Source organism: Nocardia sp. NPDC004711 (assembly GCF_053601595.1).
Genome location: NZ_JBSGCB010000056.1, coordinates 25058 through 40191, shown reverse-complemented (window position 1 = coordinate 40191; position 15134 = coordinate 25058). Strand labels below are relative to the sequence as shown.

The following is a 15134-nucleotide window of genomic DNA, read 5'->3' as shown; positions in this document are numbered from 1 at the left end:
GTGAATTACGAAAAGAAGATCAGCCGTGAAGAAACTCATCCGCCCGCTGACGGCCGCCGTCGCACTCCTCGCTCTGCTCGGGCCGCTCACCGCCTGCGGCACAGCCGACAATTCCGGCCCGAAGACGCTCACCGTGGGATTCGTGGTCGACCCGTCGTGGGCCCAGATCCCGGTGGCCCAACAGTCCGGGTACTTCGCGAACCACGACGTGAAGGTCAAGGTCGTCAACTTCTCGACCGGAGTGGAGGCGTTGCAGGCGCTCGCGGCCCACCAGCTCGACATCGCCACCGCCGCCGATGTTCCGGCCGCGGCCACCTTGACCCGCTCGCCCGCACTGCGCATCGTGGGCGACGGATCCCGGTGGCAGGGTTCCCGCATCGTGGCCCGGCGTAGCGCCGGCATCACCTCCCTCGACAACCTCGCCGGGCATTCGATCGGCACCCCGCTGGGCACCAGTGCGGCCTACTTCGCCTCGGATGTGCTCTCGCACAACAAGATTTCGGCGAATCTCGTTCAGGTCGCGCCGTCCGCGACGGTCACCGCCGCCACGCAGCACAATGTCGACGCCGTCTCGATCTTCCAGCCCTACCAGGCCCAGGTGGCCGAGGCGCTGGGCGACGACGCGGTCCAGCTCACCGGTGGGAGCTACAACCAGCACAGCCTGTACCTCGCGAGCGATACCGCGATCTCGGCGAAATCAGCGGCGTTGACCGCCTTCTTCGCCGCGCTGAACGACGCCGGAGCGCAGCTGACCGCGCGATCCGACGCCGCCGTGTCCGCGGTCTCCACCGCCACCCAGTTGTCCCCGGAACTCATCCGGAAGATCCTCCCGGAGTTCGACTATGCCGTGCAGCTGCGACCGGACATCGCCGATACTCTCGGCGCGCTCGCGACCTGGGCGAAAGAACAGGGGTCGGTCGACCGATCGACCCCGCTACCCGACTACCGGACGCTTCTCGACACCACCTTCGTGAGCCACGGGAACTGACTCGTTCCGCCAGTCCGCAGCCCGCGCGGTCAAGCTCGACCGAGGCGGGGAAGTACCGGTTACTGTTGTGCCGCATGGGTTCTGAACTGAACGACTATGTCGCCGGACTGCCTCGCAAGCGCATGGGTGCGGGTGCGCTGTTCGTCGACGAGCAGGATCGGGTGCTGCTGGTCGAACCGACCTACAAGCCGTACTGGGAGGTGCCCGGCGGGGTCGTCGAGGCCGGCGAATCGCCCTACCGTGCGGCTGTGCGGGAGATCCGCGAGGAGCTGGGGCTGAGTGTGCCGATCGGGCGGCTGCTGGCGGTCGACTGGGTGCCTGCCGGTCTGTATCCCGATGACGGGGTGATGATGGTGTACGACGGTGGGCTGCTGGCCGCCGAGCAGATCGACGCGATAACCCTTCCGGCGGACGAACTTCGGAGCTGGGCGTGGTGTGACACCGAGACGGCGACACGGCTGCTGCCCGCGGTGCTGGCCCGGCGCGTGGCGGGAGCGCACCGGGCCAGAACCGCGGGGATCACGCTCTATCTGGAGGATGGCTTCGAGATCGGTTGACGTTCGATCCGAGCGCGGCCAGCCCCCGGAGTGCTCGCCCGGTCATGAGGCAATATCTACTACGTCTCGTCGTTTTCGGCTTAGGATGTCTTCAAGGGAGCATCCGCGAACGCGAAGGGGAGTGGAGCGCATGCGAGTAATCACCCGAATCCTGAACTACGTCAAGGCGATGCGGCGGGCTCGCCGTAATCGGACGGATCTCGTCGGCTGGCTCATCCGGCGGCCGCAGCTGCTGGTCGGCACCGTGATCCAGGAGGCGATGCTGTTGTTCTCCAACCGGGTTGACCCGCATCTGAAGGACCTGGCCGAGCTCAAGGCCGCCGCCCTGGTGAACTGCCAGTTCTGCCTCGACATCGGTTCGACGCTGGCCCACTACGGCGGACTCACCGAAGCCCAGGTCACCGAGCTGCCGAAGTATCGGGACAGCGACGCGTACAGCGATCTGGAGAAACTCGTCCTCTCCTACGCCGAGGCCATGACTCTCACCCCGACCTCACTCGATCTGAGTGAGATTCGCGCCCAGCTGCTGACCCACCTGAGCAAGGCCCAGCTCGCCGAACTGGCCGCGGCCATCGCGTGGGAGAACCAGCGCGCCCGCGTCAACCAGGCACTCGGCGTGCGCCCGGCCGGGATGGCCGAGGGCATGACCTGTGCGCTGCCCGAACCCCGCCAGGCCGGCTGACATCTTCAGGGTCACACCTCTTCCATTCGCGCAGCAATGAATTCGGCGCGGTCGTACCGTCATAACCGGTGTCCATGTACTGACCACTTGGAGCAACCATGACCTCGACCGCACCCGTCACCTCCGGAACCGTCGCCGTGCCGGACGGCACCCTCTACTACGAAGTCCGCGGCAGCGGCCCACTGATCGCCCTGATCGGCGCGCCGATGGATTCCGGACCGTTCGGCGCGCTGGCCGAACTGCTCGCCTCCGACTACACCGTGCTCTGCAGCGACCCGCGGGGCCACGGCCGCAGCCCGGTCAACGACACCGACAAGGACTCGACGCCGGAACTGCGCGCCGACGACCTCGCGCGCGTGCTCACCCATGTCGGCCAGGGCCCGGCCACCGTGCTCGGGTCCAGCGGTGGCGCGATCACCGGTCTGGCGCTGGCCATCGCCCGGCCCGATCTCGTGCCGACCCTCATTGCACACGAGCCGCCGCTGCGCGAACTGCTCTCCGATCGCGACGAGCTGCGTGCTCGGACCGACGAGGTCCGGGCCGTCTACGAGACCGGCGATGTGCTCGGCGCGGTCCGCAAATTCTTCGCCATGACCGGCCTGTTCATGCCCGAGGAAGTGCTGCAGGAGATGTTCGGCGGCGAGCGGGACCCGCAGTCGATCGCCTCCGACGACTTCTTCTACCGCCACGAGCTGCACACCACCTCCGGCTGGCAGCCCTCCCTCGATGCTCTCCGTGCCACCCCGACGAAGATCATCATCGGCATCGGCGACGAATCCGCTGACAAGTTCTGCGATCGCACCTCCCGGGCCCTGGGCAGCGAGCTCGGTATCGAACCGACCCTCTTCCCCGGCGGGCACGGCGGTTTCATGGAACAGCCCGACGCCTTCGCCGAGCGCCTGCGCGAAATCCTGCAGCACAACTGACCGAATTCGTCGACGACCATGCATGGGCGGCAGCGCCACCCGGGTTTTGCCTGCGGCAATGCATGGTCGTCGGTAAACGTGAGGATTAGGCTGAGAACACACTGATCCGAGGGCGCGGAGGTGTGGACTATGAGGATTCGAATGGTTCGGGGCGTGGGATTCGGGGTGGTGGGGCTCGCGATATTCACGGCCGCCGTGGCGGTCTCGCCGGCGGCTCACGCCGATCGGCAGCTCTACGTGTGTGATGACGTGCAGGTCACGATGGACGGGCACGGGCTCGGGACCGGGAATTGCGTGTCCGCGGGAGGCGGAGCGCCTGCCATGGGATTGATTACCGGCGCTTTCGATATCTCGAGGCGTTCGGACAACTACACGGTGCATTGTTCCGACAATGGCGGCACGACCGGGGAATCATGGCTCCCGGGTGAGGTGAACGGGGGCTCGACACAATGCGCTCCGACTTCCTGACCGGATTCAGTCGGGACGAATTGCCCAGCGCGCGTAGGTGTTTTCGGGATTCACCGTGACGATGTCGGCGACCTGCACGATATCGTCGGGTATCAGGCCGCCGAAATGCGCGAGGCTGGGGACGATCACCGCATCGGCCTCGAGGCGGGAGATCAGGGTGCGGACGCGCACGAACGGGCGATCGGTCTCGGGGCCGAAGACCAGGGTCTTGCACAGGTCGTAGCCGAGCCGGCGAGCCAGATGCTGGATCTGAGCCTCGTCCCACTGTTTCTGTGCCCCCGACACATCGTGCCGGAGGAAGCCGATCGCTGATGGTTGTGGCCGCATCTCGCCGCTCTCTTGAACTGATCCGCCTGGCGCCGGTGTCAACGCTACGGCTAACCAGTGCCGAACATAGGGTGATCGGCCGAGAAACTGCTCCTCGCAAACGTGTCGCGATCGGAGTGTCCGCGCCGGCGCCACCGCGAATACCACCGAAAATGCTTGGTATGCAATGCGTTACCTAATTTCGGTGAGCCTCTCTTTGCTGGCGGGAAACCCTCTGAAGCATTACCGTTCCCCTCGTGAGGGACGATTTCGACGGGTCGGTGGCGGTCGCGCAACCGACCGAACCGCATGCGGTGGGATTGGCGACGCGCCTGAATTGGCTGCGCGCCGGTGTATTGGGAGCCAACGATGGAATCGTCTCCGTGGCAGGCATTGTGGTCGGTGTGGCGGCGGCCACCAGCAACAGCACCGCGATCATGACCGCGGGCGTGGCCGGACTCGCGGCCGGCGCGGTCTCGATGGCCTTGGGCGAGTATGTCTCGGTGAGCACCCAGCGCGACAGCGAGCGCGCGCTACTGGAAACCGAGCGACGCGAATTGGCCGAGCAGCCCGAGGCCGAACTGGCGGAGCTCGCAGCCATCTATCGGGCGAAGGGCCTCTCGCCGGCCACGGCTCAGGCTGTGGCGGAAGAACTCACGGCCCGGGACGCGTTCACCGCGCACGCGGAGGCCGAGCTCGGCATCGACCCGGACGAACTGACCAACCCGCTGCACGCCGCGCTGTCCTCGGCGCTGTCGTTCACACTGGGCGCACTACTGCCCCTGCTGGCAATCCTGACGCCCCAGACGATCCGGGTACCACTCACCATGGGCGCGGTGCTCGCCGCACTGGCCTTGACCGGGGCCGTGGGCGCCCGGCTCGGCCAGGCGCCGGTGGCGCGGGCGACCGTGCGTGTACTGGCCGGCGGCGCGCTCGCCATGATCACCACCTATGCGATCGGACACCTGGTCGGCATCGCGATCTGATCGGGAATCGCTGCGGCCAACCAGGTCTCATGCGATCGACGTGGGCGAGAGTCGCCGCTTCGAGATTGCGATCGGCGGTCGGTGTCCAGAATGCATGCAGCCATGTCACCGCGGCGGGCCACCGCGTTTTCGAACCGATCTCGGCCCCGCCGACGTGGCGGTGCCTGCTTGTATTGGGTACCCGATGGCGCGACGGCCCGGACGCTGCGGAGACGGCGTCCGGGCCGAGCTGCCCTGACACTGCACGCGCTGCCCAGCGCAACTGCTGGGCACCGGAGGTCCTACGGCGTCACCGGTGGCGGGGAGTCTGAAGTCTGCCGCCGGTGACACGGGGGTGCATTTCCTGCGCGGTGCCGCGCGCAGTGCGCCGCGTAGTGCCCGGATCAATGCCGGCGGGCGCGAAGTTCCGCCGGTGCCAACGAGTTTCGCGTATCCGGCTGGGCCTGGCATCTCGGGAAAGCTGGTAGGCACGCAAGGTCTCCGGCTTGGCACGACCGGTCGGTCATGCGCGGAGGACGGCCGCAGCTCGTAGTTGAGGCCGTTCCTCACGACTGGTCGAGCTGAGCGGCGGGGCCAATGACCAGGAGATCGCGCGGCGGGGCCGCTGGTCCAATCCCGGACCGGTACGGGGACATTCGAGCCGCGAATCCACTGGAAGACAATGCCGTGACCGAACTTTGATTGTGATAGGTGTTCAGGAATAGACTGCGTCACTATTCTGGTCGGCAGTCCAGATTATTGGAAGGCTCCGGATCGAATCGAGTAGTGCAATACTCAGGTTGCCCAGGCGGTCGGGGGATAGGGTGATGGCATCAACTATCCGGGCGTCTCAATAAGGGGGGACCTCGATGTCTCGGGATGCCGAACCTGCTGAACTGCGCATAGCGCTCGTCTGCTATGGCGGTGTATCGCTTGCCATTTATATGCATGGCATAACTAAAGAACTGCACAAACTCGTCCGCGCATCGCGTGCTCTGGATCAAATTCTGGAAAGCGACTCGCAGGTCGTGAATCCGTTCATGGGAGCCGATGGTCAACCATCGGATACGGAAAGTGTTTACTTCGAAGTCCTTTCGCGGATGCGGGCGAAGGGGCAGCCGCTGTCGGTCGGGATCGACATCATCGCCGGAACCTCCGCCGGAGGCATCAACGGCGTGGTCCTCGGCAAGGCCATCGCGCAGAACGCGGATCAGGGACCGTTGAAGCGGCTCTGGATAGACGAGGCCGATCTGGGAATATTGGCCCGCAGTGTGCATATCGGCGGGCCGAAGCTGCGCACGGCGCTGGCGTTCATCGGCAAGTTGGCGACCTTCTGGACCGATCGCGCGGTATTGAACGGCGAAGTCATGTCGCGGCTCCTGTATCAGGCGCTGGCCGGGATGGATGAGAAGCGACCGGTCGCTTGGTCGGCGAATTCGCGCGGGCCCGCGGCCGAAACGCTGATTTCGCGAACCGGTGAGTTGTCGCTCTTCGTGACCACGACCGATCTGAACGGATTCGACGTAGCGGTGGCGTCGAGCGATGGCGGTGTGGGCCAGCGGGACCGGGAACATGCGCAGGTACTCGAGTTCATCCGGGACGACAACAATAAAGACGCATTCGGCCCGCAGGCGACACCGACCCTGTCCTTCGCGGCGAGGGCGACCTCCGCCTTCCCCGGTGCGTTCGAACCGGTCAATCCTGGAACTTTTCCGGCCCAGGCTCAGTTTCCTGGTGGCGCACGCGTGAATACCGATCTCTTCCACTACAGCTATCAAGAAGACGGCCGTAACGCGGACGCCGCCTGGTTCGTGGACGGTGGCGTGCTCGACAACGCGCCGTTCGACCTCGTCGTCGACGCGATCAGCCGCAGGCGGTCGTCCACCGAGGTGCATCGCCGGCTCGTCTACATCGAGCCGGATCCGGGATGCGCTCTCTCGGCTCCACCTGCCGACACCAACAGCGGCAAGGCCGCGAAACGCAGTTGGGCAGCGGATGTTCAGAAAGTGCTCGTCGGAATCAGGGGCAGCCGATCACTGATCAGAGATCTGATCCGACTGCGTGACATGAACGAGAAGATCACCGAGATGGGCGCCATCGCCATGCGCCAGGAGGTCGAGGTGCTCGACCGGATCAGCGCTGCCGTCGCATCGATACCCGGGTGCGAACAGGCTGCGCCACAGGTCGATTCGAAAGATCTCGGTACGGCCATCGAGGCAATGCCCGCACTCGGGTTCTTGCGGGACCAGGAGAAATTTCAGGAGGTTTCGGCCAACATGCACGCCGAAGCCGTAGCCGCACTCGGTTCGACCTGGAATACCTATCAACGGCTGAAAGTCGAGGCGGCCGCCCGATGCATCGCGGACGCGATCGTGCAACATTTCGCGTTGCCCGGCGAATCGGGGACCGCGGTGTTCATCCGATGCGCCATGGCCGCCTGGCTGCGCCGGCAACCATGCTGGACCGCCAACGACTCCGCAGAACTGTCCACGCTCCTGCAACACATCGATACCCCGTATCGGCACCGCCGGGTCATGTTCATCCTCGCCGGGCTCAACCACCTCTATACGGCCGAGGGCGGGCCGCCGCGGGCGGATATCAACGATCTCAAGGGCCAGGCATGGTCGCAGCTCGATGAGATAACCGCTGCACCCGTCGCCGCGATTCGAGCCCTGGCCGACCAGGGACTGCTCGACTTTCTGCGCCCACAACGGTTGCAGGCCAACTTGTTCGAGGGCGAGAGGTTCCGGACGCCGGAGGACTTCGCCGGACGCGAGGAGAACGCGAAGAGTTTCACCGACCTCAAAACCGCTTACGCAGAACAGATTCAGGAAAGACTCGGAAACGGTGGACAGGCGCTCTGGGACGCGTTCGCGGCGACGACTCAGGAGTGGAACAAGCGCGATCGCATCCTGCTGGCCAGCCGGTACCTGGGCTTCCCGCTCTGGGACGGGCTGTTGTTCCCGACGATCTCGTTGGCGTATCTACCGCAATTCACTCCCGTTCCGATGACTCAGTTCAGCCCCCTTCGCGCGACCGCACTCCAGCCGCTCGGCGCGGGCAAGCTCAAGGGTGTCGAGCTGCACCACTTCGGCGCGTTCGCCCACGCACCCGACCGGGAGAACGACTACCTGTGGGGCCGGCTCGACGCCGCCGAGCTGATACTCCGCACCCTCGACGAAACATTCCCGGACGGAACACCACTGGGCCGAACCCTGCTCCCGCAGGCGCTGTCTGCTGTGCTGACGACCGAAGACGATCTCCGGCGGATCCCGGCGCAATTGATCGAGTCCCTCCGCGCACAGATTCCGGTGCTCAGCGCCGAGATCGCCGAAGGCGGTGACGCCGCACGCTGGCCATAGCGAAAACAGCCGGCGGCTGATCTTCAGCGGGCAGGACTACCAGGGCAGCGGCCCATTGATATCGAAGAAGCCGCCGGTCGGGCCGTCCGCGCCGATCAGCGCCATCCGCAGGATGATCTCGGCCGCTTCCTGAACTGTCTGATGACCGCTGTTGTTGTTCAGATCGGTCTTCGTGTAGCCGGGCTCGACCGAATTGATGCGCAGCCACGGAAAAGCCTTGGCGTACTGAATGGTCAGCATATTGACCGCCGTCTTCGACGCCGGATAGGCCACACCGGGATACGCATAGGCCGGACTGCCCGGCGTGGCGACCCCGGTCAGCGAGGCCAGCCCACTGCTGACATTGACGACCACCGCCGCCGCGGACTCCTGCAGCACCGGCAGAAACGCGTGCAGCACTCGCACCGTCCCGAACACATTGGTCTCGAACGTCTCCCGCATGATCTCCGCCGTCAGCCCGGCCGCCCCGACCACAAGCCCGTCGGCACTCATCTCCGCCTGGACACCCGCATTGTTGACCAGCACATCCAGCCCACCCTCGGCCCGGATCTCCTCCGCAGCCGCGACCACGGAACCCTCATCGGTGATATCGATCCGAATCGCCTGCGCCCCCACCTCTTTCGCCGCCTGCCGCCCCCGCTCGGCGTCCCGGCTCCCGAGATACACCGTGTGCCCGTCCGCTACGAGCCGCCGCGCAGTCTCGAAGCCGATCCCTTTGTTGGCTCCAGTCACAAGGATTTTGCTCATGCCCCGAACCTAGAATTTGGAGCACACTCCAAGTCAACCCCCGGACGCCATGTTGCGGTCATGGCGGCCGTAAAGAACGACGGAGATCGCTTGATGCCTGGTCACAGGGCACGGGTGGTCACCGACAGGTAGCTGTCGTTGGGCTCTGTATCCGTTCGATCTCGAGGGGAGTTATGTGCTCATTTGTCCGTTACGGTGATCTTCCCACTTGAGCCATGTTCGCCGCCGAGGATTCGGGAATGAGCTCGAAGGGTGCTATTGGTTTGCTGCGCGGCGGTCGGGCGTCGGGTACGAGGACCGGCGCAGTGGTCTGGGGTTGTGTTGTCGGCGGTAGGGCTGCCGGTGAGCTCGGTGGGTCTGGTGGCAGCCCGAATTCCGAAAGGGGCAGGGCAATGGCGATCCTCGATGATGGTGTTGTGCAACAGGTTTCGTTGTCGGCCGAATTGCTTTTGGACGATTATGATGCCTGGTTGGCTGGGCATTCCGCTGCGCTGGAGTTGTTCTTCGCGCAGGACGCGCCGAGTGTGGGCGCGCTCGACGACCCCTGGACACTGCAGGGGCTGCAGGCGGCGGTGCGGGTGGCACGGACACGGATCGTGGATCGTCGTGGCATCCTCGCCCCTGAGAATCGCGCTCTGATCGATCGGTTCGGACGGTTCGTCGGGGAAGTGTTCGTGCGTCAGTTCGACGGTTCGTGGACCAACGTGCTCGACAACGCACCGCCCGACGTGCTGGTCTGGCCGATGGTCCGTTGCGCCGGCTACCTCGCCTGCATCGCACCACACAGCGCGATCGAGATAGCCATCGCGCAGGGCCGCCCCGAGGGGCCCGCCGCAACGCCCGACGGCATCCTCACCGATCTGTACCGGGGGGTGCAGGACAAATACCTGACCTGGATCGCCAATAACCCGACATCGCCGTACCGGGCGACAGCATGAATCGGGCCCGCCGCGAATGTCGCGGCGGGCCCGATCGATTGGCCGAGGCTCAGCGGGTGAAGGTCGAGGCGTTCTTGGCCAGGTCGAGCAAGGGTTGGGGGAAGATGCCGAGGACCAGGGTGGCCGCGGCGGTGAGGGCGATGACCGTGCTGGTCAGGGTGGGGTAGACGACGGTGGGCGGGGTGGCCGGCGGGTCGGTGAAGAACATCAGGACGATCACGCGGATGTAGAAGAAGGCCGCGATGGCGCTGGAGATGACACCGACGATGACCAGGGTGGCGGCATCGCCGCCGGTGGCCGCGGCGAACACGCCGAACTTGGCGATGAAGCCGCTGGTGAGCGGGATACCGGCGAAGGACAGCAAGAACAGGGAGAAGATGGTCGCCAGCCAGGGGGAGCGCCGGCCCATGCCGGCCCAGGCGGGCAACGCCGTTGCCTCGTCACCGTTCTCGTCGCGGACCAGACTGACCACGGCGAAGCCGCCGAGGGTGCCGAGGCCGTAGACGGCGAGGTAGAACAGGACGGACGAGACGCCCGCTGTGGTCGCGGCCACCAGGGCGGTCAGGATGAATCCGGCATGTGCCACCGAGGAATACGCGAGCATGCGCTTCATGTCGGTCTGGGTGATGGCGAGGATCGCGCCGACGACCATGGTGGCGATGGCGACCGCCGCGAGCACCGGCCGCCAGTCGTTGCGCAGGTCGGGGACCGCCACGTACAGCACGCGCAGCAATGCACCGACTGCGGCGATCTTGGTGGCGGCGGCCATGAATGCGGTGATCGAGGTCGGCGCGCCCTGGTAGACGTCGGGCACCCAGGACTGGAACGGGACCGCGCCGATCTTGAACAGCAGGCCCACCGCCAGCATGGCGATGCCGAGAATGGCCAGGGTGTGCGAGTTTCCGGCATCGCGGGTGACGGCTTCGGCAATCCCTGCCAGGCGGATGGTGCCGGCGTAGCCGTACAGCAGCGCCATGCCGTAGAGGAAGAAGGCCGACGAGAACGAGCCCAGCAGGAAGTATTTCAGCGCGGCCTCCTGCGACAGCAGCCGGCGCCGCCGCGCCAGCCCGCACAGCAGGTACAGCGGCAGCGACAGCACTTCCAGCGCCACGAACATGGTGAGCAGGTCGTTCGAGGCCGGGAACAGCATGAGACCGGCGAGCGCGAACAGGGTGAGGGGGAAGACCTCGGTGGTGGCGACTCCGGCTTTGGTGGCGGCGATTTCGTCGACGCTGCCGGGCGTGGCCGCCGCCTGCGGGGTGAAGGCGTCCACCCCGCCGCGCGAGGCGGTCAGGCTCCAGGTGCCGGGCCCTTCCCGCCGCACCGGCATGCGGTCGGCGTGGCGTTCGGCGATGAACAGCAGTCCGAGGATGCCGACGACGAGGATGGTGCCCTGCAGGAACAGGGAAACCCCGTCGATGGCAACCGCGCCCACGACCGCCGTCTCGCGGACATCGCGCAGTCCGATCACCGCGCCGAGCGCGACGGCCAAGCCGCCCAGTCCGAGCACCAGCTGGATCCCGTATCGGGATCGCCGGGGCGCGAAGGCTTCCACCAGGACACCCGCGACGGCGACGCCGAACACGATCAGCATCGGGGACAGGTCTCGGTATTCGATGCTCGGTGCCGGGACTGTCGCGGCGAGCAGCAGACCTCCACTCATTTGTGGGCACCTCCCGTGGTCGTCTGGGCGGCTTCCGGCTGCACGGCCGGCGCCGGGTTGTGCTGTCCGATGGTGGTGAGGGTGTGGGCGACGGCCGGATCGATCCGGTCCAGCGCCGGTTTCGGGTACGCGCCCAGGAACAGCAGGGCGAGGATGAGCGGGACCACGACCACCAATTCACGGGGAAGCAGGTCGTAGAGCCGCTCGTTGCCCTCCTTCACCGGGCCGGTCATCATGCGCTGGTACATCCACAGCACGTACAGCGCCGCCAGCACCAGCGCGGAGGCCGCGAAGACGGCCGCCACCGGGTACCGGGTGAATGTGCCGATCAGGACCAGGAATTCGCTGATGAACGGTGCGAGACCGGGCAGCGAGAGGGTGGCCAGGCCGGAGATGAGGAAGGTGCCCGCCAGGATGGGTGCGACCTTCTGGACACCGCCGAACGCGGCGATGAGCCGGGTTCCCCGGCGCGACACCAGGAATCCGGCGATCAGGAACAGCGCCGCGGTGGAGATGCCGTGGTTGACCATGTACAGCGTCGCGCCGGTGCCGCCCTGGGTGGTGAGCGCGAAAATGCCGAGAATGATGAACCCGAAGTGCGAGATCGAGGTGTAGGCGATCAGTCGCATGACGTCGGTCTGGCCGATGGCCAGCAGCGCGCCGTAGATGATCCCGATCACCGCGAGCACGCTGATCAGCGGCGCGTAAGTCGAAGTGGCGGAAGGGAACAGCAGCAGGCAGTAGCGCAGCATGCCGAAGGTGCCGACCTTGTCGACCACCGCCATCATGAGCACCGCACTGGCCGGGGTGGCCGACACCGCGGCGTCGGGCAGCCAGGTGTGCAGCGGCCACAGCGGGGCCTTCACCGCGAAGGCGAACATGAAGCCCAGGAACAGCGCGTTCAGCACCGCGGGCGTCGCACCGAGGTGTCCGGAGTTGGCGGCCTCCATGACCGTCCGGAAGTCGAAGGTGCCGCCGCCATTGCTGCCGAGCTTGTCGCGTGCGGTGATGACGTACAGCCCGATGACCGCCGACAGCATGATGAGCCCGCCGAACAGGTTGTACAGCAGGAACTTCACCGCGGCCCGCGACCGCTGCTGCCGCACCGCCGCATCCCCCGTCCGCGGCCCGAAGCCGCCGATGAGGAAGTACATCGGAATGAGCATGACCTCGAAGAACACGTAGAACAGCAGGATGTCCAACGCGGTGAACGAGATCAGCACCATGGATTCGACGACGAGGGTGAGCGCCACGTAGTAGTGCGCGACCCGCGGGCCGCTGCCGACCTCACGCTCGTCCTGCCATCCGGCGAGCAGCAGCAGGGGCACCAGCCCTGTGGTCAACAGGACCAGGACCAGCGCGATGCCGTCCATGCCGAGGGTGTAGCCCGCCCCGAAGGCCGGGATCCACTGCTGCTTCTCGACGAATTGGTATTGGGCGCCGCCGGTTTCGAACCGGGTGGCCAGCCAGATGGCGATGCCGAGGGTGCCCAGCGAGACCAGCAGTGCGAAGACCCGCACCCCGGTGCGCCGGCCCGCCGGAAACAGCAGTGCGAGTGCGGCTCCGGCGAGGGGCACCGCCCACAGCGTGGTGAGCCAGGGGAATTCCCGCACGGCGCCCAACGATGAACTAGCAAGGTCGTTCACAGGAACCTCACCGCCAGCAGGGCGGCGACCACCAGGGCCGCGCCGGTGAACATGGACAGGGCGTAGGAGCGCACGAAACCGGTTTGCACGCGCCGGATCCGGGCCGACAGGCCGCCGATGACGGCGGCCGTGGTGTTGACCAGGCCGTCGATGCCGCGGTTGTCGACGAACACCAGCGACCGGGTCAGGTGCTGGCCGGGGCGCATGAACGCGGCCTCGTTGGCGGCGTCGCCGTAGAGGTCGCGGCGTGCGGCCTCGACGAGCGGGCCTGCGGCAGGGGCGGTTTCGGGGATCTTGCCGTGTGCGTACTGGTCGTAGGCCACCCAGATGCCGGCCGCCACCACCGCCAGCGCGAAGAAGGTGATCGCCCAGGACGGGATGAACGGTTCGGCGTGATGCTCACCGACGACCGGGGCCAGCCAGTTGGTGAGTGAGGAGCCGTAGGCGAAGAGCATGCCGGAGAACACCGAGCCGAAGGCCAGCAGGATCATCGGCCCGGTCATGGAGGCGGGCGCCTCGTGCGGGTGCACGCCTGCACGCCAGCGGCGTTCGCCGAAGAACGTGAGGATCATGACGCGGGTCATATAGAAGGCGGTGATGCCCGCGCCGCACAGTGCGGCGAAGCCGGTGATGATGCCGCCGAATCCGCCGTGCGCGAACGCCGCCTCGATGATCCGGTCCTTGGACCAGAACCCGGCGAACGGCGGAACACCCAGGATGGCAAGGTATCCCAGCCCGAAGGTGACGTAGGTGACGGGCAGCAGTTTGCGCAGTCCGCCGTAGCGGCGCATATCGGTCTCGTCGTCCATGGCGTGCATGACCGAGCCCGCGCCGAGGAACAGTCCGGCCTTGAAGAAGCCGTGCGTGAGCAGGTGCATGATGGCCGCCGCGTAGCCGATCGGGCCGAGCCCGGCGGCGAGGACCATGTAGCCGATCTGGCTCATGGTCGAGGCCGCGAGGGCCTTCTTGATGTCGTCCTTGGCGCAGCCGATGATGGCGCCGAACAGCAAAGTGATTGCGCCGACTGCCATTACGGCGGCCTGTGCGCCGGGAGCCAGATCGAAGATCGGGTTCGAGCGGGCGATCAGGTAGACACCGGCGGTGACCATGGTTGCCGCGTGGATGAGCGCCGACACGGGCGTCGGGCCCTCCATCGCGTCCCCGAGCCAGGACTGCAGCGGCACCTGCGCGGACTTGCCGCAGGCTCCGAGGAGCAGCAGCAGCCCGATGGCCGTGAGGGTTCCGGTGCCGGCCTGCCCGGCGGCCCCGAACACGGTCCCGAAGTCGATGCTCCCGAAGGTCGCGAACATGACCATGAGCGCGATGGCCAGCCCCATGTCGCCGACCCGGTTGACCACGAACGCCTTCTTGGCCGCCGTTGCGGCGGAAGGCTTCTCGTACCAGAACCCGATCAGCAGGTAGGACGCCAGGCCGACGCCTTCCCAGCCCAGGTACAGCACCAGGTAGTTGCCGGCGAGGACCAGCACCAGCATGGCGGCCAGGAACAGGTTGAGGTAGGCGAAGAAGCGCCGCCGTCCCGGATCGTGGGCCATGTAGCCGACCGAGTAGATGTGGATCAGCGAGCCCACGCCGGTGATCAGCAGCGCGAAGCACATCGACAACTGATCCAGTTGCAGGGCGAAGTCCACCTTCAGCCCGGTCACCGGCAGCCACTCGAACAGGCTGTAGTGCACGGCCCGTTGCGCATCCGACCGATCCAGCATGTCGCTGAACGCCCGGGCCGCCACCACGAACGAGGCCAGCGCCATGAGCGTGCCCACGAGGTGACCCCACGTGTCGCTGATCCTGCCGAGCAGCAGCAGGACCACGGCGCCGGCGAGCGGGAGCGCCGGCAGCAGCCACAGCGTCATCTGTGCGGTATCCAT

The 15134-nt window shown here is 66.3% G+C and carries 12 protein-coding genes; 7 read left to right on the top strand and 5 right to left on the bottom strand.

The features are described 5' to 3' along the window. The first annotated feature begins 25 nt into the window (after positions 1-25). The 4 genes from ACWEKS_RS39055 (at position 26) to ACWEKS_RS39040 (ending at position 3153) form a co-directional block, all read left to right on the top strand. On the top strand, positions 26-988 hold the full coding sequence (locus ACWEKS_RS39055) for an ABC transporter substrate-binding protein (RefSeq protein ID WP_452344761.1): 963 nt from the start codon (positions 26-28) through the stop codon (positions 986-988). A 74-nt stretch (positions 989-1062) separates the two neighbouring features. After that, complete coding sequence (locus ACWEKS_RS39050; protein ID WP_452344760.1) at positions 1063-1545, top strand: NUDIX domain-containing protein; 483 nt, start codon at positions 1063-1065, stop codon at positions 1543-1545. A gap of 130 nt (positions 1546-1675) precedes the next feature. Then, the gene (locus tag ACWEKS_RS39045) at positions 1676-2227 is read left to right on the top strand and encodes a carboxymuconolactone decarboxylase family protein (protein WP_452344759.1); all 552 of its coding nucleotides are present in this window, start codon (positions 1676-1678) and stop codon (positions 2225-2227) included. Positions 2228-2325: 98 nt separating this feature from the next. Further along, entirely contained in the window at positions 2326-3153 is an 828-nt protein-coding gene (locus tag ACWEKS_RS39040; protein WP_452344758.1) for an alpha/beta fold hydrolase, read from the top strand. Positions 3154-3627: 474 nt separating this feature from the next. On the opposite strand, the gene ACWEKS_RS39035 is transcribed toward ACWEKS_RS39040, so the two are convergent. Continuing rightward, positions 3628-3948 carry a hypothetical protein gene (locus tag ACWEKS_RS39035; protein WP_452344757.1) on the bottom strand — a complete coding sequence of 107 codons (321 nt, stop codon included), beginning with the start codon at positions 3946-3948 and terminating at the stop codon, positions 3628-3630. A gap of 236 nt (positions 3949-4184) precedes the next feature. Between ACWEKS_RS39035 and ACWEKS_RS39030 the strand changes: the two genes are divergently transcribed. Both ACWEKS_RS39030 and ACWEKS_RS39025 read left to right on the top strand, forming a co-directional pair. After that, positions 4185-4913, top strand: coding sequence for a VIT1/CCC1 transporter family protein (locus ACWEKS_RS39030; RefSeq protein ID WP_452344756.1), 729 nt, complete (start codon positions 4185-4187; stop codon positions 4911-4913). 848 nt (positions 4914-5761) lie between these two features. Then, positions 5762-8254 (top strand): patatin-like protein, encoded by a 2493-nt coding sequence (locus ACWEKS_RS39025; protein ID WP_452344755.1) that lies wholly within the window; start codon positions 5762-5764, stop codon positions 8252-8254. Positions 8255-8290: 36 nt separating this feature from the next. On the opposite strand, the gene ACWEKS_RS39020 is transcribed toward ACWEKS_RS39025, so the two are convergent. Further along, positions 8291-9001 carry an SDR family NAD(P)-dependent oxidoreductase gene (locus tag ACWEKS_RS39020; protein ID WP_452344754.1) on the bottom strand — a complete coding sequence of 237 codons (711 nt, stop codon included), beginning with the start codon at positions 8999-9001 and terminating at the stop codon, positions 8291-8293. A gap of 392 nt (positions 9002-9393) precedes the next feature. On the opposite strand from ACWEKS_RS39020, the gene ACWEKS_RS39015 reads away from it, so the two are divergent. Further along, on the top strand, positions 9394-9939 hold the full coding sequence (locus tag ACWEKS_RS39015; protein WP_452344753.1) for a hypothetical protein: 546 nt from the start codon (positions 9394-9396) through the stop codon (positions 9937-9939). A 49-nt stretch (positions 9940-9988) separates the two neighbouring features. Here the strand turns inward: ACWEKS_RS39015 and nuoN are convergent, their stop codons facing one another. From nuoN to nuoL, 3 genes are read right to left on the bottom strand one after another with little or no spacing between them, the layout of a single operon-like run. After that, complete coding sequence (nuoN, locus tag ACWEKS_RS39010; protein ID WP_452344752.1) at positions 9989-11602, bottom strand: NADH-quinone oxidoreductase subunit NuoN; 1614 nt, start codon at positions 11600-11602, stop codon at positions 9989-9991. Then, positions 11599-13215 carry an NADH-quinone oxidoreductase subunit M gene (locus ACWEKS_RS39005; RefSeq protein ID WP_452344751.1) on the bottom strand — a complete coding sequence of 539 codons (1617 nt, stop codon included), beginning with the start codon at positions 13213-13215 and terminating at the stop codon, positions 11599-11601. Before ACWEKS_RS39005 ends, nuoN begins: the two co-directional genes overlap by 4 nt. A 29-nt stretch (positions 13216-13244) precedes the next feature. Then, the gene (gene nuoL / locus ACWEKS_RS39000; protein ID WP_452344750.1) at positions 13245-15134 is read right to left on the bottom strand and encodes an NADH-quinone oxidoreductase subunit L; all 1890 of its coding nucleotides are present in this window, start codon (positions 15132-15134) and stop codon (positions 13245-13247) included.